The organism is Solimonas variicoloris DSM 15731, from assembly GCF_000382285.1.
In the GTDB taxonomy this organism is placed as follows: domain Bacteria; phylum Pseudomonadota; class Gammaproteobacteria; order Nevskiales; family Nevskiaceae; genus Solimonas; species Solimonas variicoloris.
Genome location: NZ_KB907929.1, coordinates 114,991 through 138,653, shown reverse-complemented (window position 1 = coordinate 138,653; position 23,663 = coordinate 114,991). Strand labels below are relative to the sequence as shown.

At 70.3% G+C, this 23,663-nt stretch carries 24 protein-coding genes; 16 read left to right on the top strand and 8 right to left on the bottom strand.

Features of this window, described 5'->3' with window-relative positions:
* Window positions 1-65 precede the first annotated feature (65 nt).
* From H149_RS0108325 to H149_RS0108295, 7 genes are all read left to right on the top strand, one after another.
* A complete protein-coding gene (locus H149_RS0108325) occupies window positions 66-1,037 on the top strand; it encodes a KpsF/GutQ family sugar-phosphate isomerase (RefSeq protein WP_020649286.1) in 972 nt (323 codons plus the stop codon).
* A gap of 82 nt (window positions 1,038-1,119) precedes the next feature.
* Window positions 1,120-1,632, top strand: a complete 513-nt coding sequence (locus tag H149_RS0108320) for a KdsC family phosphatase (protein ID WP_020649285.1) — start codon at window positions 1,120-1,122, stop codon at window positions 1,630-1,632.
* Window positions 1,629-2,195, top strand: a complete 567-nt coding sequence (gene lptC / locus H149_RS0108315; protein WP_020649284.1) for an LPS export ABC transporter periplasmic protein LptC — start codon at window positions 1,629-1,631, stop codon at window positions 2,193-2,195. Before H149_RS0108320 ends, lptC begins: the two co-directional genes overlap by 4 nt.
* Entirely contained in the window at window positions 2,176-2,772 is a 597-nt protein-coding gene (gene lptA / locus H149_RS22080; RefSeq protein ID WP_020649283.1) for a lipopolysaccharide transport periplasmic protein LptA, read from the top strand. Before lptC ends, lptA begins: the two co-directional genes overlap by 20 nt.
* Entirely contained in the window at window positions 2,769-3,503 is a 735-nt protein-coding gene (gene lptB, locus H149_RS0108305; RefSeq protein WP_020649282.1) for an LPS export ABC transporter ATP-binding protein, read from the top strand. Before lptA ends, lptB begins: the two co-directional genes overlap by 4 nt.
* Window positions 3,504-3,636: 133 nt before the next feature.
* Window positions 3,637-4,101, top strand: a complete 465-nt coding sequence (locus tag H149_RS20265) for a putative zinc-binding metallopeptidase (RefSeq protein ID WP_020649281.1) — start codon at window positions 3,637-3,639, stop codon at window positions 4,099-4,101.
* Window positions 4,098-4,631, top strand: a complete 534-nt coding sequence (locus H149_RS0108295; protein ID WP_020649280.1) for a DUF421 domain-containing protein — start codon at window positions 4,098-4,100, stop codon at window positions 4,629-4,631. Before H149_RS20265 ends, H149_RS0108295 begins: the two co-directional genes overlap by 4 nt.
* A gap of 12 nt (window positions 4,632-4,643) precedes the next feature.
* On the opposite strand, the gene H149_RS0108290 is transcribed toward H149_RS0108295, so the two are convergent.
* Window positions 4,644-5,123: a GNAT family N-acetyltransferase gene (locus H149_RS0108290; protein WP_020649279.1), complete on the bottom strand. Its 480-nt coding sequence runs from the start codon at window positions 5,121-5,123 to the stop codon at window positions 4,644-4,646.
* A gap of 269 nt (window positions 5,124-5,392) precedes the next feature.
* Window positions 5,393-6,616, bottom strand: a complete 1,224-nt coding sequence (locus H149_RS0108285) for an argininosuccinate synthase (protein ID WP_020649278.1) — start codon at window positions 6,614-6,616, stop codon at window positions 5,393-5,395.
* A 337-nt stretch (window positions 6,617-6,953) separates the two neighbouring features.
* Here H149_RS0108285 and rnt point away from each other — a divergent pair, with 337 nt between their 5' ends.
* The 6 genes from rnt to lipA all read left to right on the top strand — a co-directional run bounded on the left by rnt (window position 6,954) and on the right by lipA (window position 15,151).
* Complete coding sequence (gene rnt, locus H149_RS20260) at window positions 6,954-7,652, top strand: ribonuclease T (RefSeq protein ID WP_020649277.1); 699 nt, start codon at window positions 6,954-6,956, stop codon at window positions 7,650-7,652.
* Window positions 7,652-9,166: a glucan biosynthesis protein G gene (locus H149_RS0108275; RefSeq protein ID WP_020649276.1), complete on the top strand. Its 1,515-nt coding sequence runs from the start codon at window positions 7,652-7,654 to the stop codon at window positions 9,164-9,166. The genes rnt and H149_RS0108275 overlap by 1 nt, the downstream gene beginning before the upstream one ends.
* Before the next feature lie 174 nt (window positions 9,167-9,340).
* Window positions 9,341-11,911 (top strand): glucans biosynthesis glucosyltransferase MdoH, encoded by a 2,571-nt coding sequence (mdoH, locus tag H149_RS0108270; RefSeq protein ID WP_020649275.1) that lies wholly within the window; start codon window positions 9,341-9,343, stop codon window positions 11,909-11,911.
* A 605-nt stretch (window positions 11,912-12,516) separates the two neighbouring features.
* Window positions 12,517-13,305 (top strand): GNAT family N-acetyltransferase, encoded by a 789-nt coding sequence (locus tag H149_RS0108265; protein WP_020649274.1) that lies wholly within the window; start codon window positions 12,517-12,519, stop codon window positions 13,303-13,305.
* The gene (locus tag H149_RS0108260; RefSeq protein ID WP_020649273.1) at window positions 13,305-14,078 is read left to right on the top strand and encodes a lysophospholipid acyltransferase family protein; all 774 of its coding nucleotides are present in this window, start codon (window positions 13,305-13,307) and stop codon (window positions 14,076-14,078) included. The genes H149_RS0108265 and H149_RS0108260 overlap by 1 nt, the downstream gene beginning before the upstream one ends.
* A gap of 71 nt (window positions 14,079-14,149) precedes the next feature.
* A complete protein-coding gene (lipA, locus tag H149_RS0108255; RefSeq protein WP_366507679.1) occupies window positions 14,150-15,151 on the top strand; it encodes a lipoyl synthase in 1,002 nt (333 codons plus the stop codon).
* Window positions 15,152-15,241: 90 nt separating this feature from the next.
* Here the strand turns inward: lipA and mpl are convergent, their stop codons facing one another.
* A complete protein-coding gene (gene mpl, locus H149_RS0108250; protein ID WP_020649271.1) occupies window positions 15,242-16,585 on the bottom strand; it encodes a UDP-N-acetylmuramate:L-alanyl-gamma-D-glutamyl-meso-diaminopimelate ligase in 1,344 nt (447 codons plus the stop codon).
* Window positions 16,586-16,592: 7 nt separating this feature from the next.
* A complete protein-coding gene (locus H149_RS0108245) occupies window positions 16,593-17,171 on the bottom strand; it encodes a hypothetical protein (protein WP_020649270.1) in 579 nt (192 codons plus the stop codon).
* Between the two features lie 88 nt (window positions 17,172-17,259).
* Here H149_RS0108245 and rnd point away from each other — a divergent pair, with 88 nt between their 5' ends.
* The gene (gene rnd / locus H149_RS0108240; protein ID WP_020649269.1) at window positions 17,260-18,351 is read left to right on the top strand and encodes a ribonuclease D; all 1,092 of its coding nucleotides are present in this window, start codon (window positions 17,260-17,262) and stop codon (window positions 18,349-18,351) included.
* A gap of 73 nt (window positions 18,352-18,424) precedes the next feature.
* On the opposite strand, the gene H149_RS0108235 is transcribed toward rnd, so the two are convergent.
* The gene (locus H149_RS0108235; protein ID WP_026352992.1) at window positions 18,425-18,988 is read right to left on the bottom strand and encodes an adenylate kinase; all 564 of its coding nucleotides are present in this window, start codon (window positions 18,986-18,988) and stop codon (window positions 18,425-18,427) included.
* A 205-nt stretch (window positions 18,989-19,193) separates the two neighbouring features.
* Between H149_RS0108235 and ppa the strand changes: the two genes are divergently transcribed.
* Window positions 19,194-19,721 carry an inorganic diphosphatase gene (gene ppa / locus H149_RS0108230; RefSeq protein ID WP_020649267.1) on the top strand — a complete coding sequence of 176 codons (528 nt, stop codon included), beginning with the start codon at window positions 19,194-19,196 and terminating at the stop codon, window positions 19,719-19,721.
* Between the two features lie 159 nt (window positions 19,722-19,880).
* Window positions 19,881-20,234, top strand: a complete 354-nt coding sequence (locus H149_RS0108225; protein ID WP_020649266.1) for a DUF4870 family protein — start codon at window positions 19,881-19,883, stop codon at window positions 20,232-20,234.
* A 13-nt stretch (window positions 20,235-20,247) separates the two neighbouring features.
* On the opposite strand, the gene H149_RS0108220 is transcribed toward H149_RS0108225, so the two are convergent.
* The 3 genes from H149_RS0108220 to H149_RS0108210 all read right to left on the bottom strand — a co-directional run bounded on the left by H149_RS0108220 (window position 20,248) and on the right by H149_RS0108210 (window position 23,632).
* Entirely contained in the window at window positions 20,248-21,171 is a 924-nt protein-coding gene (locus tag H149_RS0108220; RefSeq protein WP_020649265.1) for an ROK family protein, read from the bottom strand.
* A 102-nt stretch (window positions 21,172-21,273) separates the two neighbouring features.
* Window positions 21,274-22,485 (bottom strand): alpha/beta hydrolase, encoded by a 1,212-nt coding sequence (locus H149_RS0108215; protein WP_026352989.1) that lies wholly within the window; start codon window positions 22,483-22,485, stop codon window positions 21,274-21,276.
* Between the two features lie 106 nt (window positions 22,486-22,591).
* On the bottom strand, window positions 22,592-23,632 hold the full coding sequence (locus tag H149_RS0108210; protein ID WP_020649264.1) for an MFS transporter: 1,041 nt from the start codon (window positions 23,630-23,632) through the stop codon (window positions 22,592-22,594).
* Window positions 23,633-23,663 lie beyond the last annotated feature (31 nt).

Genomic DNA, 23,663 nt, shown 5'->3' with positions numbered 1-23,663 from the left:
CCCCAAGGCCCGGCGCGCGGCGGCCGGTATACTGGGCGCCCTTTTCGCTTTTGGACCCCACCGGGATGGATGCCGCGAAGCTGCAAGCCCTGGGCCGTCGCGCCCTCGAGATCGAACGCGATGCGCTGAGCGCGCTGCTGCCGCGCGTCGATGCGAGCTTCGCGCGCGCCTGCGAGCTGATGCTCGCCTGCAACGGCCGCATCGTCGTCACCGGCATGGGCAAGTCGGGCCACATCGGCAGCAAGATCGCCGCGACGCTGGCCTCGACCGGCACGCCGTCGTTCTTCGTGCATCCGGGCGAAGCCAGCCACGGCGATCTCGGCATGATCACGCGCCAGGACGTGGTGCTGGCGATCTCGTACTCGGGCGAGACCAACGAGATCATCACCCTGCTGCCGCTGTTCAAGCGCATGTCGGCACCGCTGATCGCGATGACCGGCAAGCCGCGCTCGACGCTGGCGACGACCGCCGACGTGCACCTCGACGTGTCGGTGACGATGGAAGCCTGCCCGCTGAACCTGGCGCCGACCGCGAGCACCACGGCGACGCTGGCGATGGGCGACGCGCTGGCCGTCGCGCTGCTCGAAGCGCGCGGCTTCACGCCGGAAGATTTCGCGATGTCGCATCCGGGCGGCTCGCTCGGCCGGCGCCTGCTGCTGAAGGTCTCCGACGTCATGCACGGCGGCGAGCGCCTGCCGCGCGTGTCCCCGGATACCCGGCTCAGCGACGCGCTGCTGGAGATGTCGCGCAAGGGCTTCGGCCTGACCGCGATCGTCGACGAGCAGCAGCGCGTGCTCGGCGTGTTCACCGACGGCGACCTGCGCCGCGTGCTCGACCAGGGCATCGACGTGCGCCAGGCGCGCGTCGATCAGGTGATGACCCGGGGCGGCAAGACCGTGCGCGCCGACCAGCTCGCCGCCGAAGCCGTCGCGCTGATGGAGAAGTACAAGATCACCGCGCTGCTGATCGAGGACGAAGCCGGCCACCTGCAAGGCGTGGTGCACATGCACGACCTGCTGCGCGCGGGGGTGGTCTGATGCGCGCGGCGACGAAGCGCAGGGGGACGGCGCGCCAGCGGGCCGCGCGCGACGCCATGGCCGGCCGCTGCGGAGCACGCGCATGAACCGGCTCGATACCAGCGAACTGGTCTGGCGCGCCCGCGACATCCGCTGCCTGTTCCTCGACATCGACGGCGTGCTGACCGACGGCAAGCTCTACATCGGCCCGAACGGCGAGGAAACGAAGACCAACTACGTGCGCGACGGCCTCGGCATCAAGATGATGCTGAAGGCCGGCCTGCACGTCGCCGTGATCAGCGGCCGGCCGTCGGAGTCGATGCGCCAGCGCCTGAGCTGGCTCGGCGTGAAGCACATCGCGCTCGATACCGAGGACAAGGCGCCGGCTTATCTGCGCATCCGCGACGAACTCGGCCTCAGCGACAAGCAATGCGCGCACATGGGCGACGACGTGCCCGATCTGCCGCTGATGCAGCGTGTGGCGCTGGCGCTGTCGGTCGCCGACGCCCATCCGAAGGCGCTCGCCGCCGCGCACTGGGTGTCGCGCTACAACGGCGGCTGCGGCGCCGTGCGCGAGGCCGTGGACCTCATTCTCGACGCCCAGGGCCTGGCGTGAAGCGCCTGCGCGCCTGGCTGCCGTTCCTCGCGCTGATCGTCGCCGCGGCGCTGATCGTGACGAACAGCATGAAGCGCGATCGTCAGCTGGCGACGACGCCAGCCGCGGAATCGGCGCGCGTGCCGCAGTACGTCGCCGCCGGCGCGGTCTGGACGCGCTACGGCGCCGACGGCAAGCCCGTGGTCCGCGCGCAGGCACAACGCATCGATTACTTCGAGGACCGCTCGATGACCCTCGATACGGTCACGCTCGACCGCCTCGGCGGCGAGCAGGGCAGCTGGCATCTGCAAGCGCCGCGCGGCATCGTACCGGCCAACGAACAGCGCATGCGCCTGGAGCCGGACGTCGACGTGCGCGGCCAGGCCCGCGGCCTGCCGACGACGATCGCCGCCCGCGAGGTCTGGGTCGACTGGGAGAAGAAGACCATCCGCTCCGATCTGCCGGTGCAGGCGCGTGCCCCCGGCCGTACGGCGACCGCCAGCGGCTGGGAATCCGACTTCGACGCCACGCGCGTGCAGATGAAAGGCAACGTGGAGATGCACTATGACGCACCGCGCCGCTAGCGCCGTCGCCGGCCTGTTGCTGCTGCTGCTGCCCGCCATGCCGGCGCTGGCGCAGGACAGCGCCGCCGACAAGAAGACGAACCGCGAAGCGCTCGATCAGCTGCGCCCCAGCGGACCGATCACGGTCAAGGCCGATCGCGCCGAATGGGTGCAGAACAACACCATGAAGTACGCCGGCAACGTGTCGATGGACTCCAGCACGCTGACCGTGCGCGGTGACAGCATGGACGTGAAACAGGCGGCCGACGGCCAGTTCGAGGCCTGGATCCACGGCGCGCCGGCGCGGCTCGACCACGCCGCCGATCCCAAGGCCGACGGCCCGGCGGCGCAGGCCGTTCATGCCGAGGCCAGGGAAATCCACTACGACTCGCGCACCGGTACCGTCGACATGAGCGGTGGCGCGCACCTGAAGCGCGGCGACGACGAAGTGACCGGCGAGACGATCGGCTACGTCGTGCCGGAGCGCCGCATCCGCGCCGCCAGCGGCGGCAACGGCCAGGTCACCATCACCTTCCAGCCACCGCCGCCGAAGAGCGAGAAGCCGGCCGACGGCACGAACCCGGCCCCGCGCCCATGAAGGGACCTTCGACGCTGTCGGCCCATGCGCTGATCAAGCGCTTCAAGAAGCGCACCGTGGTGCGCGATGTGTCGCTGAGCGTGTCGAGCGGCGAGATCGTCGGCCTGCTCGGCCCGAACGGTGCCGGCAAGACCACCTCGTTCTACATGATCGTCGGCCTGATCCCGGCCGACGGCGGTCGCATCGAACTCGACGGCCGCGACATCACCGCGCTGCCGATGCACGCGCGCGCGCGCCTCGGCCTCGGCTACCTGCCGCAGGAGGCCAGCGTGTTCCGCAAGCTGTCGGTCCGGGACAACATCCTGGCGATCCTCGAACTGCGCCAGGATCTCGATGCCGCCGGCCGCGAGGCGGAGCTCGAACGCCTGCTCGGCGAGCTGCACATCACCCACATCCGCGACGCCGAAGGCCAGGCGCTGTCCGGCGGCGAGCGCCGGCGCGTCGAGATTGCCCGCGCACTGGCCGCGAACCCGCGCTTCATCCTGCTCGACGAACCGTTCGCCGGCGTCGACCCGATCGCGGTCGGCGACATCCAGCAGATCGTCCACCACCTCAAGCAGCGCGGCATCGGCGTGCTGATCACCGACCACAACGTGCGCGAGACGCTGTCGCTCTGCGAGCGCGCCTACATCCTCGCCGAAGGCCAGGTGATCGCCGAGGGCTCGCCGGACACACTGCTGGCCAACGAGACGGTCCGTCGCGTCTATCTCGGCGAGCAGTTCCGCCTCTAGCAGCCCGGCGCGGCCCCGCGCACGGCGCCGGCGCTGCGGCCCCGCGCCGCGCGCCGGTGCCGCCGCCGTACAGCACCGGTTCATCGCCGCCGCCTTAATCAGGACGCGGGCATCACCGGCGCGCGAGGCCGTCGTGAAGATCTTCCGCTGCGACCACTGCGGCCAGCTCATCGTCTTCGAGAATTCGCAGTGCACGCACTGCGGACGCACGCAGGCCTTCCAGCCGGATCGCCGCCGCATGGCGGCGCTGGAAGCGGACGGCGCGGAGCGCTGGAAAGTGGCGACCCGCGCCGGGCGCGGCCCGGTCTATCGCCTGTGCCGCAACTACCGCACCGCCCATGTCTGCAACTGGGCGATCCCGGCGCGCGAGGACCACGCCCTGTGTCCGTCCTGCCGGCTGACGCGCACGCTGCCCGATCTGGCGGTCGACGGCCACGCCCGGGCCTGGTACCGGCTCGAGGTCGCCAAGCGGCGCCTGCTGTACGGCCCGATCGAGCTGCGCCTGCCGATCGCCGGCCGCAACGCGAACCCCGCGCAGGGCCTCGCCTTCGATTTCCTCGCCGACCCGCCGCGGGGCAAGCAGGAGAAGACGCCATGAGCACGCTGTGGAGCATCGACTGGCACGCGCTGTTCGTGCCCGGCGGATCGCTGGCGGAGATCGTACTGCGCGGCACCGCGATCTACCTGTTCCTGTTCGTGCTGATGCGCGTGCTGCACCGCGAAGCCGGGCAGTTCAACATCGCCGATTTGCTGGTGGTGGTGATCATCGCCGACGCCGCGCAGAACGGCATGGCCGGCGCCTACCAGTCGATCACCGAAGGCGTGGTGCTGATTGCCACCATCGTGCTCTGGGACTTCGGCCTGGACTGGGCGTCGTTCCGCTGGCCGGCCGTGCGCCGCTTCGTGCAGCCGCGCGCGGTGGTGCTGATCCGCGACGGCCGGATCGAGTGGCGCACCATGCGCCGCGAACTGATCACCGAAGCCGAGCTGATGGGGCGCCTGCATCAGGACGGCCTGCAGCGCGTCGAGGATGTCTATCGCTGCTTCGTCGAGGCCGACGGCAAGCTCAGCGTCATCACCTTCGAGCAGGCGCGCGCCAGCCGCCAACGGCGCCGCCGCCGGAACTGAACACGCCGGCCTTCAGTCCGCCGCCTCGTCGGCGAGGCGCTTGCGCATCAGCGCACGCTCGAAGCGCTGGCCGCCGCGCTCGACGCACTGCCGCTCGACGATGGCGAAGCCCTGACGCGCGAAGAACGGTTCGGCAACGAGGCTCGCCTCGGTCGTCAACTCGGCGACACCGAGTGCCCGCAGCCGCCGCTCCGCCTCGGCATAGAGTCCGGTCGCGACGCCGCGGCGCGGCGCCAGCGGCGAGGTGAACAGCATGTCGATATGGCCACGCGCCTCGTAGGCGAGAAAGCCGAGCAGCACGCCGTCCTCGTCGGCGACGAGCGTGGTCGCCGGCCGCAGCCGCGCCGCCCAGTGAGCCGGATCCGGTGGCTGCGGGGCCCACGCGGCGCGCTGCGCGGCATCGTAATGGCCGGCCGCGAGACGATGGACCGACGCGGTGAACAGCGCCGCGATGTCGGCGAGCCGGCTACCGTCGTGTTCGAGGATTTGCATGGCGTCTGTCATGACAACAAGGGGCGGAAAAGCGAACGGCCCGCGAAGCGGGCCGTTGCCAACAAGCTGAACATCCTGCGGCGCCGATTCATCCGGCACCGCTCCACGCGCCTCGCCGGCGACTCAGCGCGGGTCGCGCTTGGCACCGGTCCGCAGGCGCAGGCCATTCAGGCGAATGAAGCAGAGCCGCGAGCCACCCGTCGAGGGACCCGCGCACCGCGCGGGATCGACGGCAAGGCGAGTCGGCTCCGGGGGCTGCACCTCAGCGTTCAGCGCTGGTCGCGCTTGGCGCCAGTGCGCAGGCGCAGGCCATTCAGGCGAATGAAGCCCTCCGCGTCCTTCTGGTTGTAGGCGCCGCGGTCGTCCTCGAAGGTCGACAGCGTGGCGTCGAACAGCGAGTCCTTCGAGCGGCGGCCGAGATTGTAGACGGCGCCCTTGTAGAGCTTGAGGCGCACTTCGCCGTTGACGCGCTCCTGGGTGTTGTCGATCAGCGCCTGCAGCGCGCGCCGCTCGGGGCTCCACCAGTAGCCGTTGTAGATCAGGCTGGCGTACTTCGGCATCAGCTCGTCCTTGAGGTGCGCCTGCTCGCGGTCGAGCGTCAGCGACTCGATCGCGCGGTGCGCCTTGAGCAGGATCGTGCCGCCCGGCGTTTCGTAGCAGCCACGGCTCTTGATGCCGACGTAGCGGTTCTCGACCAGATCGAGACGGCCGATGCCGTGTTCGCTGCCGAGCTTGTTGAGGCGGTCGAGGATCTGGAACGGCGTGCCGCGCACGCCGTCGACGGCCACCGCGTCGCCCTTCTCGAACTCGATCGTGATGACCTGCGCCTCGTTCGGCGCATCCTCGGGGTTCTTGGTCCAGCGCCAGATGCTGTCGTCCGGCGACCACCACGGATCCTCGAGGCCGCCGCCCTCGTAAGAGATGTGCAGCGCGTTGGCATCCATCGAGTACGGCGAGCCGCCGTCCTTCTTCTTGGCGATCGGGATGTTGTGCTGGGCGGCGTAGGCGAGCAGCTTCTCGCGCGAGTTCAGATCCCACTCGCGCCACGGCGCGATGACCTTGACCTCCGGCCACAGCGCGTAGGCGCCGAGCTCGAAACGGACCTGGTCGTTGCCCTTGCCGGTGGCGCCATGGCTGATCGAGTCGCAGCCGGTCTCGCGGGCGATCTCGACCAGACGCTTGGCGATCAGCGGCCGCGCGATCGAGGTGCCGAGCAGGTACTCGCCCTCGTACAGGGCGTTGGCGCGGAACATCGGGAACACGAAGTCGCGCGCGAATTCCTCGCGCAGATCGTCGATGAAGATTTCCTTGACGCCGAACTGCTGCGCCTTCGGGCGCACGTGGTCGAGCTCCTCGCCCTGGCCGATGTCGGCGGTGAAGGTCACGACCTCGGCGTCGTAGGTGTCCTGCAGCCACTTGAGGATGACGGAGGTATCGAGGCCGCCGGAATAGGCGAGCGCGATCTTGCGGCGCGAGGAACTTTGCTTGCTCATGGGTCGTCAGACGAACGGGAGGCGAGAGATCCGGAACAGGAGCGGCCGTGAGGCGCCCCGGGCCGGGGCGCGATTATAGGACTTTCACGCCACGACAGCGGCCGTTCAGGCCGGCAACGCTGCGGGCGCGGGCGCCCTGCCCTCGCGACGAAGCCGGTATCATGCGCAGCCCAGCCCCGCAGCCGCGGTCCACGCCGAGGAGAGCCGATGACGCCGCCCGTTCCGCCGATGCCCGCCGCGGCTGTCGCCGCCGCGCCGTGCCGAACGGCGCCGCTGCAGCCGGCCCGCGCCGGCGCGAGCGGCACCTGAATCCGCGTTATCGCCCCCAAAGAACACGATGTCCACGAGCAGCGAGACGGTCGCCGACAAACCCGCCGAGCGGAAATTCAAGATCGGCCAGCGTTTCCGTGGCTTCCTGCCGGTGGTGGTCGACGTCGAGACCGGCGGCTTCAACGCGCAGACCGACGCGCTGCTCGAAGTCGCCGCGGTGATCCTCGGCATCGACGAGCACGGCGATCTGGTGCGCCGGGAAACCGCGTTCGCGCACGTCACGCCGTTCCCGGGCGCCAACATCGAGAAGGCCGCGCTGGAAATCACCGGCATCCGCATCGACAGCCCGCTGCGCCTGGCGATGGCCGAGAAGGACGCGCTCGACCACGTGTTCCGGCCGATCCGCCGCGCGGTCTCCGAGAACGGCTGCACGCGCGCGATCCTGGTCGGCCACAACGCCCACTTCGACCTCGGCTTCATCAACGCCGCGGTCGCCCGCACCGGCTACAAGCGCAACCCGTTCCACCCGTTCAGCGTGTTCGACACGGCGACGCTGGCCGGCGCCGCGCTCGGCCAGACGGTCCTGGCACGGGCCCTGCAGGCGGTGCGGCTCGGTTACGATGCGGAATCGGCGCATTCGGCGATCTACGACGCCGAACGGACCGCGGACCTGTTCTGCCTGCTGGTCAACCGCATGCGGCCGCTCTTCGAGCAGGCCACCGCGGCGCCGCCGCAGACGCCCCCCCAATCGAACGACGGAATGTGATGGCACGCAAGGCATTGCTCGGTGGTTTGCTGATCCTGGCGACGTTCAGCCAGGCGGCCCTGGCCTTCGATTTCAACGACGTGGCACGCCGCGCGAAGGAACTCGCCGGCAAGCCCTACGTGCGCCCCGACACGCCGCTGCCGAAGCCGCTGACCGATCTGAACTACGATCAGTACAAGGAAATCCGCTACAAGGCCGACCGGGCGCTGTGGCGCAGCAACAAGCTGCCGTTCGAGGTGCAGTTCTATCACCCGGGCCTGTACTTCAATCAGATCGTCAAGCTCAATCTGGTCACCGCCGACGGCGTTCGCAAGATCCCGTTCCAGCCCGAGAACTTCGACTACGGCCGCAACAACATCGATCCGGACAAGCTGCGCGACCTCGGCTTCGCCGGCTTTCGCGTGCACTTCCCGCTCAACGACAAGAACGTGCGCGACGAGCTGATCGCCTTCCAGGGCGCCAGCTTTTTCCGTGCGCTCGGCAAGAACCAGGTCTACGGGGAATCGGCCCGCGGCCTGGCGATCGACACCGGCGAGCTGTCCGGCGAGGAATTCCCGGTGTTCCGCGAGTTCTGGATCGAATGGCCGCGCCCGGAAGACCGCGAGCTGACGATCTACGCCCTGCTCGATTCGCGCCGCGTGTCCGGCGCCTACCGCTTCAAGGTCCGCCCCGGCGACTCCACCGCCACCGAGGTCAAGTCGCGCCTGTATTTCCGCGACGGCGTCGGCAAGCTCGGCATCGCGCCGCTGACCAGCATGTTCCTGTACGCCTCGCACCAGCCGCCGGCGACCGACGACTATCGCCCCGAGGTGCACGATTCCGAGGGCCTGTCGGTGCAGACCGACGGCGAGTGGATCTGGCGGCCGCTGGTCAATCCCAAGCGCCTGCTGATCACCTCGTTCGGCGCCAGCAGCCCGCGCGGCTTCGGCCTGATGCAGCGCGACCGCGACTTCGCGCACTACGAGGATCTCGACACGCGCTACGACCGCAAGCCGAGCGTCTGGGTGGTGCCGAAGGGCGACTGGGGCCGCGGCCGCGTCGAGCTGGTGCAGATCCCGACCAAGGACGCGACCAACGACAACGTCGTCGCCTACTGGGTGCCCGAGCAGGGACCGCACGCCGGCGGCACGATGGATCTCGAATACACACTGTTCTGGCAGGCCAACCAGGAAACCCGGCCGCCGCTGGCCTGGGTCGCGCAGACCCGTCGCGACCGTGGCGGCGTCGGCCGCGATACCGACAACTCGCTGCGCTACATCGTCGACTTCCAGGGCGGCCCACTCGAATTCCTGAAGCCCGACCAGAAGCCGGTCGCCGGCCTGTGGATCAGCGACAACGGCGAAATCCTCGAGCGCCAGCTGGTCCGCAACGACGTCACCGGCGGCTGGCGCGTGATCATGCGCGTGCGCCGCGCCGACGACGCCAAGCCGCTGGAAATGCGCGCGGTGCTGCGCAACGGCGACGACAACATCTCCGAGACCTGGGCCTACATCCTGCCGCCGGAACCGCGCTGACGCCGGGCGCCGCCCGGCAAGGCGATTCATCGCCGCTTCAGCGCGGTGCGCGACGCCGCGGCGGGGCTCGGCAGCGGCCGGCATTGCCTTTAAACTCGACGGCCTGCGTCGACGCCGTGGTCGGCGCGGAACCGTCGACAGCCCCGCGCCGGGGCAGCGCTTCTCAGGGATAACGTGAACCAGGTTTCCGCCCCGGGCTCCGGACCATCGTCCGGGCCATCATCGGCTTCCGCGCCGCCGGCCCTGTCCCGGCTCGATCAATATCTGGACGAGCTGCCGCGCGCCGCGCGCGCGCGCGTCGAACCGGCGCTCGCGACCCCGCCCGACGGCGTCCCGGCGGCGAGCGACGACGCGCGCTTCGTCGCCGCCCAGAACGCGCTCGCCGACACCCGCGACGAGGACGGTGACCTCGCCACGCTGCATTCGAGCTACGCCCGCCTCCAGCTGAGCCTGACGCCGCCGCTGCCCGGCGATGCCGAACTCGACAGCGTGCTGCAGCCGCCGGACTACCGGGCGCGCCTGGCGACCACGCCGCCGCTGCTGCGCGCGTCGATGGCGCCGGTGCCGTGGAACCACAACCCGATCCGCCGCCTGTGGCGCTGGCTCGCGCGGCGCGCCCAGGGCGGCGGCGCCGGCCTGACGCCGCGCGGCGGCGTCGCGCCCGAAGCGCCGAAGGCCAAGGTGCTGGGCCCGGCGCAGACGCGCTGGCAGGGCTCGGCGTCGCTGCGCCGCCTGCTGCTGGTGACGCTGATCGTCGCGCAGACGATCGGCGCGACCTACCTGATGTCGGCGGTGCTGCCGTACAAGGGCCGGCACTGGCTCGAACTCGCCAGTCTGTCGCTGTACGCGGTGCTGTTCGCGTGGATCTCGGCCGGCTTCTGGACCGCGGTGTTCGGCTTCTTCGTGCTGCTGACCGGCCGCGACAAGTATTCGATCTCGGCAACCGCCGCGCCCGACACGCCGCTGGCGCCGGGCCGCAACACCGCGATCCTCGTGCCGATCTGCAACGAGGACGTCGCCCGCGTGTTCGCCGGCCTGCGCGCCACCTACGACTCGGTCGGCCGCGCCGGGCTGCTCGATTCGTTCGACTTTTACATCCTGTCCGACAGCGGCAAGGCCGACGCACGCGCCGCCGAGGCGGCGGCCTGGCTGCACCTGTGCCGGGCCGTCAACGGCTTCGGGCGCATCTTCTACCGGCGCCGCATGCACCGCATCAAGAAGAAGTCCGGCAACGTCGCCGACTGGTGCCGGCGCTGGGGCAGCAAGTACCAGCACATGGTCATCCTCGACGCCGACAGCGTGATGTCCGGCGAGTGCCTGAAGCGCCTCGTGCAGCTGATGGAAGCCAACCCGAACGCCGGCATCATCCAGACCGCGCCGAAAGCGGCCGGCCGCGAGACCCTGTACTCGCGCATTCAGCAGTTCGCGACGCGCGTCTACGGCCCGCTGTTCACCGCCGGCCTGCACTTCTGGCAGCTCGGCGAGAGCCATTACTGGGGCCACAACGCGATCATCCGCGTCGCGCCGTTCATGCAGCACTGCGCGCTCGGCCGCCTGCCGGGCCGCGGCGGCCTGTCGGGCGAGATCCTGTCCCACGACTTCGTCGAGGCCGCGCTGATGCGTCGCGCCGGCTGGAGCGTGTGGATCGCCTACGACCTGCCGGGCAGCTACGAGGAAATGCCGCCGACCCTGCTCGACGAGCTCAAGCGCGACCAGCGCTGGTGCCAGGGCAATCTGCAGAACTTCAAGCTGTTCTTCACCCAGGGCCTGCATCCGGCGCACCGCGCGGTGTTCATGACCGGCGTGATGGCGTATCTCTCGGCGCCGCTGTGGTTCATCTTCCTGGCGCTGTCGACGGCGCTGCTGTTCGTCTTCATGAAGACGGAGCCGACCTACTTCACGCAGCCCTACCAGCTGTTCCCGAGCTGGCCGGAATGGCATCCGGAATGGGCGATCCGCCTGTTCGCCGGCACCATGACGCTGCTGTTCCTGCCGAAGATCCTGTCGGCGCTGCTGCTGATCGTGCGCCACGAAGTCGTGCGCCCGTACGGCGGCCGCCTGCGCCTGGCGGCGAGTCTCGCCGCCGAAATGCTGTTCTCGGCGCTGCTGGCGCCGATCCGCATGCTGTTCCATACGCAGTACGTGGTCTCGGCACTGCTCGGCATCGCCGTGCAGTGGAAATCGCCGCCGCGCGAGGATGCGGCCACGCCGTGGAGCCAGGCGGCGCTGCGCCACGGCGGCGGCACGCTGCTCGGCCTGGCCTGGCTCGGCCTCGTCTACTGGCTGAATCCGAAGTTCCTGTGGTGGCTGCTGCCGGTCGCCGGCAGCCTGGTCATCGCCATCCCGCTGTCGGTGTGGAGCTCGCGTGCCACGCTCGGGCGCTGGGCACGCGAGCAGCGCCTGTTCCTGATTCCGGAAGAGTCGATCACGCCGCGCGAACTGCGCTGGCTGAAGGCCGGCCTGCGCCGCGCGCCGGACTATCCGGACTTCGTGCGCGCCGCCCGCGAGCCGGCCGCGAACGCGCTGCTCAGCCTGATCGGCCGCCGCCGCGCCAAGCTCGGCAGGCGCGCGCCGCGGCAGCTGATGAACCTCGCCGACGCCGCCGCCCGGCGCGATCCGGCGACGCTCAAGGACCCCGAGCGCAATGCCCTGCTGCTCGACGCTGCCGCGCTGTCGCACCTGCACCGCCGCCTGTGGACCACGCCGGACGCCCATCCGGGCTGGTTCAAGCCGTCCGCGGATTGACGCGGCACGGCCGGCAGCCGGCCGCGCGCGCACCGGGGCGTCCGCCGCGAAGCGCAGCACCGCGCCGGCGCGCACGTCGCCCGGCTCACCATCGCGGCGCGGCGGCACCCGTGTTCGGGGCCCGGCCCCCGACGATAGGCCGGCGCTTCGCAGCCCCGCCGACGTGAAGGGAAAGCCGGCGATGTCCTCGCGCTGCACCGGACGCTGATCCCGGCCGGCCGGCACGAAGCGCCATCGCCGCCAGGCCGCCGGCACCGGGCCCCGGTCGTCCGGGCGTGAAGGACGCCGGCACGCTCGCGACCGGCACACGACCGTCCGCGGCGATCGTCATCCGCACACGCAGCTCCGCCGCATCGGCATCTGCGGCCGGCGGGCAAGCATCGGCGAAGCGCAAGTTCGCGAGCCGCGCCGCCGCCGACCCCCCACGGCAGCCCCAGCGCCAGCGCTCGCCGCATGGCCATTCCCCGCAGCGCACCCCGAACCCTCTTGCAGGCCGACAGCGCCGCGGCCAGGCGCGAACGTCGTCATCGTTCTGAAATGCCACCGTCACATGGCAACAAACACCGCTACCTAGAGTGCGCGCCATCCGCAAAGGAACGACGCCCATGTCGACACGCATTGATGGTGATCTGCCGCGCCGCGCGCGCTTCGAGGTCCGTTTCGCCGAAACGGCCGAGGAAATCCGCGAGACGCAGAAGCTGCGCTACCGGATCTTCGCCGGCGAACTCGGCGCCGACATCGACGGCGGCGCAGCCGGCCTCGACCACGACCAGTACGACCCGCATTGCCGCCACCTGACGGTGCGCAATGTGGACAGCGGCCGCATCGTCGCCTGCACGCGCATCCTGACCGGCGAGCGCGCACCGGCGGCCGGCGGCTTCTACTCGGCCAGCGAGTTCGATCTGGCCATGCTCGATTCGCTGCCGGGCCGCGTGATGGAAATCGGCCGCACCTGCGTCGACGCCGAGTACCGCAACGGCGCGGTGATCGCGACGCTGTGGCAGGGCATCGCCAGCTACATCGTCAATCACGGCTACGACTACCTGTTCGGCTGCGCCTCGATCGGCCTCGAGGACGGCGGTGCGACGGCGCACGCCATCCTCGATCAGATCCGCGCGCAGTACATGGCGCCGGAGAGCCAGCGCGTGCGGCCGTACATTCCGATGCCGGCGGCCGACCGCCGCAGCACCGAGAAGCCGCGCATGCCGCCGCTGCTGAAGGCCTACCTGAGCCTCGGCGCCAAGGCCTGCGGCGAAGCCTACTGGGACCGCGACTTCAACTGCGTCGACGTGTTCATGCTGCTCAACGTCAGCGACCTGAATCCGCGCTACGCACGCCACTTCCTCGGCCAGACCCAGGCGGCCGCCGACGCCCCGGCGCCCGAACACGGCTGATGCGCGACGCATCGCTCGCCACGCTGCGCACGCTGTGGCGCGGCACCGGCGTCGCCACACACCTCGGCGTCGGCCTGCTGATGGCGATGCTGGTGGCGCTCGACATCGGCGAGCGCCTCGACCGCCTCGGCATGGCCGGCTGGTGGCATCGTCGCCTGCTGCGCATCCTCGGCCTGCGCATCGCGGTCCGCGGCACGCCGGCCGAAGGCGCGCACCTGACGGTCGCCAATCACGTGTCCTGGCTCGACATCCCGCTGATGGGCTCGGTCGAACCGCTGCGCTTCATCGCCAAATCCGAGATCCGCAACTGGCCGCTGGCCGGCTCGCTGGCGACCGCCGCGGGCAGCTTCTACATCCGCCGCGGCAAGGGCGGCTCGCGGCCGCTGCTCGATCGCCTCAGCGTCTACCTGCGCAGCGGCGGCGCGGTCGTGCTGTTCCCGGAAGGCACCACCACCGACGGCACCCGCGTGCTGCCGTTCCACGCCCGCCTGCTGGCGACGGCGATCGAAGCCAGGTGCGCGGTGCAGCCGGTCGCGCTGCGCTATCTGCCGGCCCCCGACGGCCGCCGCGTCGCGCCGTTCATCGGCGACGACGATCTGCTGCGCCACGTGCTGCGCGTGCTGCGCGAGCCGTGCATCGAGGTCGAGGTGATCTACTGCCCGCCGCTCGACAGCCGCGGCCGCGAACGCGCCGAACTGGCGCTGGCGGCGCAGACGGCGATCGAAATCGAACTGGGCCTGCACCAGGCGGTACCGGCCGCGCTGGCGGCCTGAGGCGCCCTGCCCGGCCGGTGCCCCGGCGGGTTGGCGCTACAATGGCCGCCCCGTTTCACGCGGAGTCGCCCTTGAGCGCCACCCCCTCCAATCCCGCGTCGCCGACCGACAGGCCGGCGATCAAGCCCGTGGTCCAGGGCGAGAAGCTGCGCGGCGCCGACAAGATGGCGCGCATCCCGATCAAGATCGAGGCGACCGCCGCGCCGCTGCGCAAGCCGACGTGGATCCGCGCCAAGAGCCAGGGCACGCCGGAAGTCGCGCGCCTGAAGAACGTGCTGCGCGACGCCAAGCTGCATACGGTCTGCGAGGAAGCCTCCTGCCCGAACCTCGGCGAATGCTTCGGCAAGGGCACCGCGACGTTCATGATCATGGGCGACATCTGCACGCGGCGCTGCCCGTTCTGCGACGTCGCCCACGGCCGGCCGAATCCGCTCGACGCCGACGAGCCGCGCCACCTCGCCGAGACGATCCGCGACATGGGCCTGCGCTACGTCGTCATCACCTCGGTCGACCGCGACGACCTGCCGGACGGCGGCGCCGCGCATTTTGCGGCCTGCATCGCCGAATCGCGCAAGCTCTCGCCGCAGCTGACGATCGAAGTGCTGGTGCCGGATTTCCGCGGCCGCATGGACCCGGCGCTGACCATCTTCAAGGACAACCCGCCGGACGTCTTCAACCACAACCTCGAGACCATCCCGCGTCTCTACAAGCAGGCGCGCCCGGGCTCGGACTACGAGTGGTCGCTCGACCTGCTCGAGCGCTTCAAGGCCCTGCACCCGAACGTGCCGACCAAGTCCGGCCTGATGCTGGGCCTCGGCGAGACGATCGAGGAGATCGAGCAGGTGATGCGCGATCTGCGCGCGCACGGCGTCGACATGCTGACGCTCGGCCAGTATCTGCAGCCGTCGAAGAACCATCTGCCGGTGGCGCGCTACGTGACGCCGGAAGAGTTCGAGCGTCTGCGCGTGGTCGGCGAGCAGATGGGCTTCTCGCACGTCGCCAGCGGCCCGATGGTGCGCTCCAGCTACCACGCCGATCTGCAGGCCGAGCACGTCCTGCACGCGGCAGGCTGACGGACGCCACCGGGGGCTCATCCCCCGGCGCGGCGGTCGGCCAGCAGCGGCAGCTGGCGGCCGCCGGCGCGGGCGCTCCTGTACGGGCGCTCAGCCGGCGCGCAGGCGCTGCAGCAGCTTGCCGTGGATGCCGCCGAAGTCACCGTTGCTCATGACCAGCACGCGATCGCCCGGCCGCGCCTCGGCGGCGATGCGCGCGATCAGCTCGTCCAGCTCGGTGGCGATGCGCAGGCGCGCGCCGACGCGTTCGAGCGCGCGCGGCGCGTCCCACTTCAGATCCGGACGCGCGTAGACGAAGCACAGATCGGCGTCGCGCAGGCTGTGCGCCAGCTCGTCGGCCTGCGTGCCGAGACGCATGGTGTTCGAACGCGGCTCCAGCACCGCGAGCACGCGCCCGCCCGGCTGGCGGCGCAGCGCGTCGATCGTCACTTCGATCGCGGTCGGATGGTGCGCGAAATCGTCGTAGACCGTGACACCGCCGGCCTCGCCGACCACTTCGAGCCGGCGCTTGACGCTGCGGAACGATTGCAGGCCCTCGATCAGCGTCGACAGCGGCACGCCGACGTGCTGCGCGGCGGCGAACGCGGCCAGCGTGTTGGTGCGGTTGTGCAGGCCGGCGAGCGGCGAGCTGACGCGGCCCTGCGCGCTGGCGCCGATGAACAGCTCGTAGTCCTGCGGCTCGCCCTCGGCATGCCAGCCTTGCGCCACGTCGAAGCGCACGACCTCGCTCCAGCAGCCCTGCTGCAGCACGCGCGTCAGCGCCTCGCTGCGCCCGTTGACGACCAGCCGCCCGGAACGCGGCACGGTGCGCACCAGATGGTGGAACTGGCGCTCGATCGCGGCGAGGTCCGGGAAGATGTCGGCGTGATCGTATTCGAGGTTGTTGAGGATCGCCGTGCGCGGCCGGTAGTGCACGAACTTGCTGCGCTTGTCGAAGAATGCGGTGTCGTACTCGTCGGCCTCGATGACGAAATACTTCGACTTGCCGAGCCGCGCCGAGATGCCGAAGTTCTGCGGCACGCCGCCGACCAGAAAGCCCGGCTCCAGGCCCGCGTACTCCAGCAGCCAGGCGAGCAGCGAGGTGGTCGTGGTCTTGCCGTGCGTGCCGGCGACGGCGAGCACGTGCCGGCCGTAGAGCACGTTTTCGGCGAGCCACTGCGGGCCGGAGGTGTACGGCAGGCCGCCGTCGAGCACGTATTCCATCGCCGCGTTGCCGCGCGTGACGACGTTGCCGACGACGACGATGTCCGGCACCGGCGACAGGTGCGCCGGCTCGTAACCCTGCATCACGGTGATGCCGAGCGCCTCCAGCTGCGTCGACATCGGCGGCCAGGCGTTGGCGTCGGAGCCGGTGACCTTGTGCCCGGCCTCGCGCGCGATCGCCGCGATGCCGGCCATGAACGTGCCGCAGATGCCGAGAATGTGCAGATGCATGGCGGACTCAGGTGGCGCTCGTGCCGACCACGAGGCTGACGATGACGTTGACGAAGACCTGCAGCGTCAGCGCGACGCCGAACGCGATCATCAGGCCGACGAAGTAGGTCGCATTGAGCGCGTGGCGGAAGATCGAGGCGTTGACCAGCAGGCTCCAGAACGACAGCAGCAGCATCAGGAAGGTCACGCCCAGCGGCAGCGTCGCCTTCATCTGCTCGGGATGCTCGATCAGCGCCGGGTTCGCGGAAATCTCGTGCAGCGCCGGCGCCAGCTGCGATGCGAACGGCACGATCAGCAGCGTCAGCACCGCGTTGGTCGCGAGCAGCGCAGCGAAGGTCTGGTGGAAACGCGCGTCGAGCTGGCGCATGCGCAGCACGAAGCGCGTGGCCATGGCCAGCGCCGCGACCGTGGCGATTGCCGCCGCGACGGCGCCGGCAAACGGCAGCAGCGGCATCGCCTGCAGGCCGGTGGCGAGCGCCGCCAGCAGCACCAGCGGCGCCGTCAGCTTCGGGTCGTATGGAAAGTCCTGCGGACCGGCGCGGAAAGTGAGGATGCGCAGGGTGGCGTTGACGATGGAAGCGAGCATGGCTGGTCGGCGGGTGACGAAGGCCGATATTCTAGTGGTCTGCACCGCGCCGCGCGGACCAACCGTCCGCGCGCGACCACGACACGACATGACCGAGCTGATCCAAACTCCCGAGGCCCTCGCGCCCCACCTCGAACGCTGGGCGCACCGCACCTGGCTCACCGTCGACACCGAATTCATCCGCGTCGACACCTACTACCCGAAGCTGTGCCTGATCCAGATCGGCGACGGCGCACACGCCGTCTGCGTCGACACCCTGGCCCTGCCCTCGCTCGAGCCGCTGCTCGACGTGCTGTACGCGCCCGGCTCGATCAAGGTCTTCCACGCCGCCGCGCAGGATCTGGAGATCCTCGTGCAGCTGCGCCGGCAGTGCCCGCAGCCACTGTTCGACACGCAGATCGCCGCGACCCTGCTCGGCATCGGCGACCAGATCGGCTATGCCGGCCTGATCGAACGCACGCTCGGCATCACGCTCGACAAGAGCCTGTCGCGCACCGACTGGGCGCGGCGCCCGCTGAGCGAAGCCGAGCTCGCCTACGCCGCCGCCGACGTCGAGCATCTGGCGACGATCTTCCCGCGCCTGCAGGACGATCTGGCCGCGCGCGGCCGGCTCGGCTGGCTCGCCGAGGACTGCGCGCGCCTGTCGAAGCCGGAGACCTACGAGACGCGCCCCGAGGATGCCTGGGAGCGCCTGCGCGGCCTGGCGCGCATGGGCGCTCCCGAACAGACCGTCGCCGCACGCCTGGCCGCGTGGCGCGAGACGGAAGCGCAGAAGCGCGACCGGCCGCGCAAATGGATCCTCGACGACGATGCCGTCTACCGCCTGGCCGAACGCCAGCCGCTGTCGATGGGTCAGCTCGAAGCGCTCGGCGTGCTGCCGGCGAAGACGCTGGAGCGGCACGGCCCGCAGCTGCTGGCACTGATCGCCGAGGCGCGCGACGAGCCGGCGCGCCGTCGCTACGCCGACGAAGAACTCAGCGCCGAGCAGAAGGCGCGCCTGCGCGAGATCCAGACCGCGGTGCAGGCACGCGCCGCGCAGCTCAGCCTGCCGCCCGGTTATCTGGCGCCGCGCGCCGACCTCGTCGAACTGCTGCGCCGCGGCGAGACCGCACAGGTGCCGGTGCTCGCCGGCTGGCGTCTCGAAGTGTGCGGCGACGACCTGCTGCGGCAGTTTTTCTAGGCGCGTCCTTGCGGAAAATTCCCGTCCAGCAAAAAGGCCCGCAATGCGGGCCTTTTTGCTGCAACGCCAAGGCTTACTTCAGCACGCCGACGATGCGCGCGAAGATTTCCTCGAGGCCGCCGACACCCGGCACGGTGACGAGCTTGCCCTGCTTTTCGTAGTAGTCGAGCAGCGGATGCGTCTCGGCGTTGTAGACCTTGATGCGGTTGCGGATCACGTCTTCCTTGTCGTCGGCGCGGCCTTCCTTCTCGGCGCGATCGAGCAGGCGCTTGATGATCTCCTCGTCGGTGACGGCCAGATGCACGGCCTTGTCGATCGCCGGCTGGCCGAGGCGCGCCAGCATCGCGTCGAGCACTTCGGCCTGCGCGGTGTTGCGCGGGAAGCCGTCGAGGATGAAGCCCTTGCGCGCATCCGGCTGGCCGAGGCGCTCCTCGACGATGCCGATGACGATTTCATTGGCGACCAGCTGGCCGGCGTCCATCGTCGCCTTGGCCTTCTTGCCGAGCTCGGTGCCGGCGGCGACCGCGGCGCGCAGCGCGTCGCCGGTCGAAATCTTGGGAATGCCGAAATGCGCGACCAGTTTTTCGCCCTGCGTGCCCTTGCCCGAGCCCGGTGCGCCCAGCAATACGATTCTCATCTTTGGAGTGACCCTGTCTATGCTTGGTACGCGCGCCTGTCCGCCGTAGGGGGGCGGCGCGCGGGCAGGCAAAAGTAACCGCTGGGTTCCGGTGCGTCAAACCTTGCAATTGCCAGCATTTTGCATTTGTTAGAATCGCCGTTCCGATTTCGCGACAGGCCTGCTCGCGCTCGGATCCGATCACCAAGCTCTAGGGAACGCGCACATGGGTTTTGAAACACTGGGTCCGGGCGACAAGGCGCCGGACGAGTTCTACGTCGTCATCGAAATCGCCGCCTACGGCCCGCCGGTGAAGTACGAAGTGGACAAGGAGTCCGGCCTGCTGATGGTCGATCGCTTCATGAACGTGGCGATGAACTATCCGGCCAACTACGGCTACGTGCCGAAGACCCTCGGCGGCGACGGCGACCCGGTCGACGTGCTGGTGCTGACGCCGCACCCGATCATCGCCGGCTCGGTCATCAAGTGCCGCGCCGTCGCCGTGCTCGACACCACCGATGAGAAGGGCTCGGACGCCAAGCTGCTGGCGGTGCCGACCGACAAGGTCAGCAACCACTACTACTCGTCGATGAAGGATCTGGCCGACGTGCCGGAGCGCCTCAAGAACGAAATCCAGCACTTCTACGAGCACTACAAGGAGCTCGAGAAGGGCAAGTGGGTGAAGGTCGCCGGCTGGCGCGACGCCGCCGCCGCACGCGAGGAAATCGCCAACGGCATCAAGGCCTACAAGTAAGGCCCGCGGACCGCGTCACGAGGCGGCCGGCGCGAGCGCCGGCCGCCTTTTTCGTGGTCGCTTGCAACCGGAGCCGCGGCCGCGCCATCCAAGGCATACGGCGATCGGCGCGGACCGGAGCGGCCGGGCCGACAACAACGAGCGACGAGCGACGAGACGATGGAATACCCGCAGCAAGGCGGCGACGGCCAGGACGCGAGCGAGAACGAACGCACCACGCTGCTGGTTGCCTACATCCTGCAGGCGGTCTCGCCGTTCACCGGCTTTCTCGCCTCGGTGGCGAGTCTCGTCATCAGCTACATCAAGGTCTCGGAGACGCGCAACGCGTTCATCCGCAGCCATCATCGCTACCTGATCCGCACCTTCTGGTGGACGTTGCTGTGGGGCATCGTCTTCGGGCTGCTCTGCTTCGTGCTGATCGGTTTCGCGCTGCTGTTCGGCCTGTGGGTGTGGTGGATCTATCGCCTGGCCAAAGGCTTCATCGCCTACTCCGAACGCCGCGCCATGCCCTGAGCGGGGCCGGCGTTCAGGCCGCGCCGGGCCACAGCCAGGCGGCGCCGCGCACACCGCTGGCGTCGCCGTACTGCGCCGGCAGCAGGCGCGTGCGCACCTCGTCGGAGAAGATCCACGGCTTCCACGCCTCCGGCACCTCGCGATACAGGCGCCGCAGGCGCGACAGGCCGCCGCCGAGCACGATCACCTGCGGATCGAGCACGTTGATGATGTGCGCGAGTCCGCGCGCGAGGCGCTGCACGTAGCGCTGCAGCGTCGCTTCCGCCGCCGCATCGCCGGCCGCAGCGGCGGCGGCGATGTCTTCGCCGCGCAGCGCCACGCCGTTGACGCGCGCGTGGTCGGCCGCCAGCCCGGGGCCCGATACCCAGGTCTCGATGCAGCCGCTGCGTCCGCAGTAGCAGGCCAGCCCCGGCAGTTCGCCCGGCTGCGGCCACGGCAGCGGGTTGTGGCCCCACTCGCCGGCGATCGCATTGGCGCCGCGCAGCAGTTGCCCGCGCACGACGATGCCGCCGCCGACGCCGGTGCCGAGGATCGCGCCGAACACCACCTCCGCGCCGGCCGCCGCGCCGTCGCTGGCTTCCGACAGGGTCATGCAGTCCGCGTCATTGGCGATGCGCACGCGCGGCCCGAGCCGCGCTTCCAGATCGGCGAGCAACGGCTGGCCGTTGAGGCAGGTCGAGTTGCAGTTCTTCATGCGTCCGCTCGCCGCCGACATTGCGCCCGGCGTGCCGACGCCGATCGGCAGCGCCGCACCGCCGGCCGCCGCTTCGAGCCGCAGCGCCAGCGCCGCGACCGCGTCGACCGTCGCCGCGTAATCGCCGGCCGGCGTGGCGATGCGCTGCTGCGCGACGATGCGGCCCTGCGCGCCGATGACGACGCCTTCGATCTTGGTGCCGCCGAGGTCGATGCCGACCCTCAGCTCCGTGTTCAAGTTCATGTCTGCCCGATGATGGCCAAGGCCGGCTGCCCGCTCGCAGCCGGAACGAGGCCCAACACGTTAGCAGGCCGCCGCGCGTCGCGCGCCGGCGGCGGGCATCGTTCAGCCGGACCGACGATGGCGGTGCAGCTCGGGCCATCCGGCTTCGAGCGCCGGCGGATCGAACGCCGTCGCATCGCCCTTCACGTAACGATCGCAGAACGGTCGGACCACGCCCGCCACGAGCCTGTGCATGCGCTCGCCCGTCACCGTTCCCGTTCCAAGCGCCCTGCGCAGCAGGCCGCGGCCGAACAGCACCAGATCGCTGTAGCTCAAATGCGCGCTGCCTTCGACCCGGAAGCGCAAGACCGTGCCGCTGCGGCCGGTGCTGTCGATCGGTTCATAGAAGCTGTCGTTGCGACCGCTGCCGTCGGGAGCCCGCTGTGCGCCGGACTGCATGACGAGCAGCGGCACGCGAATCTGCGCGTCGTACAGCGCCGGACCGATCTGTCCGCCGTCGAGGTTGACGACGGCGCCGATCCGCGGCTCGACGCAGGCGGCGGCGGCGCTCGCCGATCCGCCAAACGACATGCCGATCAGGCCGACGCGGCCGAGATCGAATGCGCCGCGATGGCGCTGCATGAACGCAGGCGCATTGCTGCCGGCGAGGCCATCCAGCGCGTCCCGGATGTCGGCGACCCAGCGTTCCTGCTCGACCTGCAGCGATTCGATTCGGGCGAGGCAGCGCGACGCCTCGTCCTGCGCCGCCCGGTCGCGCGCCCGGCGCCGCCGGCCGGCGCAGACGTACAGCCACGGATCGAGCGCCTTCGCCCGATCCTGTCGCGGCAGCGCCTGGTAAGAACCGTCCGCCTGCCGCGCGGCGGCCGAACCCGTCGCGTGCGTCAGCGCCACGACGAAATAGCCGTGGCTCGCCAGTTCCTCGCAAAGCGCGGTGTTCTGCGCCGCGTAGCCACCCAGCCCGTGCGAGAAGATCAGCAAAGGCCAGCCCGGCCCGGCGGGCGCCAGCAGCGCCGCGTCCGGCACGGACGCGGTCCGCACCGTTTGCATCTGGCGCAGGATGGCGCCGGGGATCGTGCCCGAACTGCCGGTTCGGATCGCCGCCGCTTCCGCCGCCGTGAGCAGCGGCGCCGTGCCGCGCGTCTCGGCCACGGCGGGATACCAGACCCGCGCCGCCGGCCGATCGAGATCGCGCACGCCGACCGCATACGGCCCGGACGGCTTCGGCCAGCGCACCGGCGCGAGCAAACGTGCCGGCATCGCCCAGGCGCAGACATCGAGCCCGCAGACGACGAGGCGCGCCAGAACGGCGAGCACACGAACAGCGATCCGCGCCCGCAGCGGCGCGGCGCGACGCCGCAAGGGACTCCAGTCGTCCGGATCGCGGCGCGCGTGCGAACGGGGCTTGCGGTCCGCCACGCGCTCAGGCCGCATCGGTCGGCGGCCGCGAGGCGGGCCGCGCATCGCCGGCGGCCCGCGCCGCGAGCGCGCGCTCGATCACCCGCAGGCGCTGGCGGTGCAGCGGGAAGTTCCAGATCACCGCCGCCGCCGCGATCAGGCTCAGCGCCGGAATCCAGACGGCGACCAGCTTCAGCCCGAAGACCTCGGCGGCGGAATGGGTCGTCGCCGTCGCGTCGAAGCCGAACCAGCCGGCGATCGCCAGGCCGAGCGCGGCGGACACGCCCATCAGCGACTTGTTGAGGAAGGCGAACAGCGCCGTATAGACGCCGGCCCGATCGTGCCGGAAGCGCAGCCGCCCGTAGTCGACGATGTCGCCGGTCATCGCCGGCACGGCGACGCTGACGGCGACGAGCGCGAACATCGTCAGCGGATAGAAGACCATCAGCCCGGCCAGCGCATGCGGGCCGGGGCCGACGAAGCCGAGCGCGATGCAAGGCACGGCGCCGAACAGCAGCGACATCGCCCAGATGCGATGCCGCTCGTAGCGCGAACACAGCCAGCCCCAGAATGGCAGTCCGACCAGGGTCAGCGGCACGGTGATGAGGAACACCGCCGGCAGATGCTCGCCCTGCCGCAGATAGGCGTCGGCGAACAGGTACACCACCCCGCCGGCCATGCCCGAGCAGATCGAAACCGGGACGTAGGCGACGAGCAGGCGCAGCAGCGGCGCGTTGCCGGCGATCGAGCGCGCGAACGCGCGCAACGAACCCGACGCCGCGCGGCGCTCGCGCGGCGCCGCGCTGCCGCGACCGGGCACCGCGAGCAGGCACCAGGCGTTGAGCACCGGCACCAGCAGCAGCACGACCACCGCGGTCAGCGACAGCGTCTGCAGGTCGAGTGCCGTGCTTTGCGTGAAGCCGAGCGCCTTGGCGGCATACGGCACGGCATAGAACACCAAGGTTCCGGTCAGCACGCCCATGCCGCGCCAGACCTGGATCCGGGCGCGTTGCGCGTAGTCGGAGCTCAAGGCGAGGCTCCACGCGCCGTACGGAATCTCGGTCATCTTCCAGCCGCGCGTACTCGGCCTTGCGCAC

Bases quoted from the DNA above. Each gene is read 5' to 3' on its own strand.
- H149_RS0108325 (WP_020649286.1), top strand. From the start codon at position 66: ATGGATGCCGCGAAGCTGCAAGCCCTGGGCCGTCGCGCCCTCGAGATC.
- H149_RS0108320 (WP_020649285.1), top strand. From the start codon at position 1,120: ATGAACCGGCTCGATACCAGCGAACTGGTCTGGCGCGCCCGCGACATC.
- lptA (WP_020649283.1), top strand. From the start codon at position 2,176: ATGACGCACCGCGCCGCTAGCGCCGTCGCCGGCCTGTTGCTGCTGCTG.
- lptB (WP_020649282.1), top strand. From the start codon at position 2,769: ATGAAGGGACCTTCGACGCTGTCGGCCCATGCGCTGATCAAGCGCTTC.
- H149_RS0108295 (WP_020649280.1), top strand. From the start codon at position 4,098: ATGAGCACGCTGTGGAGCATCGACTGGCACGCGCTGTTCGTGCCCGGC.
- H149_RS0108290 (WP_020649279.1), bottom strand. From the start codon at position 5,123: ATGCAAATCCTCGAACACGACGGTAGCCGGCTCGCCGACATCGCGGCG.
- H149_RS0108285 (WP_020649278.1), bottom strand. From the start codon at position 6,616: ATGAGCAAGCAAAGTTCCTCGCGCCGCAAGATCGCGCTCGCCTATTCC.
- rnt (WP_020649277.1), top strand. From the start codon at position 6,954: ATGTCCACGAGCAGCGAGACGGTCGCCGACAAACCCGCCGAGCGGAAA.
- H149_RS0108275 (WP_020649276.1), top strand. From the start codon at position 7,652: ATGGCACGCAAGGCATTGCTCGGTGGTTTGCTGATCCTGGCGACGTTC.
- H149_RS0108265 (WP_020649274.1), top strand. From the start codon at position 12,517: ATGTCGACACGCATTGATGGTGATCTGCCGCGCCGCGCGCGCTTCGAG.
- H149_RS0108260 (WP_020649273.1), top strand. From the start codon at position 13,305: ATGCGCGACGCATCGCTCGCCACGCTGCGCACGCTGTGGCGCGGCACC.
- mpl (WP_020649271.1), bottom strand. From the start codon at position 16,585: ATGCATCTGCACATTCTCGGCATCTGCGGCACGTTCATGGCCGGCATC.
- H149_RS0108245 (WP_020649270.1), bottom strand. From the start codon at position 17,171: ATGCTCGCTTCCATCGTCAACGCCACCCTGCGCATCCTCACTTTCCGC.
- rnd (WP_020649269.1), top strand. From the start codon at position 17,260: ATGACCGAGCTGATCCAAACTCCCGAGGCCCTCGCGCCCCACCTCGAA.
- H149_RS0108235 (WP_026352992.1), bottom strand. From the start codon at position 18,988: ATGAGAATCGTATTGCTGGGCGCACCGGGCTCGGGCAAGGGCACGCAG.
- ppa (WP_020649267.1), top strand. From the start codon at position 19,194: ATGGGTTTTGAAACACTGGGTCCGGGCGACAAGGCGCCGGACGAGTTC.
- H149_RS0108225 (WP_020649266.1), top strand. From the start codon at position 19,881: ATGGAATACCCGCAGCAAGGCGGCGACGGCCAGGACGCGAGCGAGAAC.
- H149_RS0108220 (WP_020649265.1), bottom strand. From the start codon at position 21,171: ATGAACTTGAACACGGAGCTGAGGGTCGGCATCGACCTCGGCGGCACC.
- H149_RS0108210 (WP_020649264.1), bottom strand. From the start codon at position 23,632: ATGACCGAGATTCCGTACGGCGCGTGGAGCCTCGCCTTGAGCTCCGAC.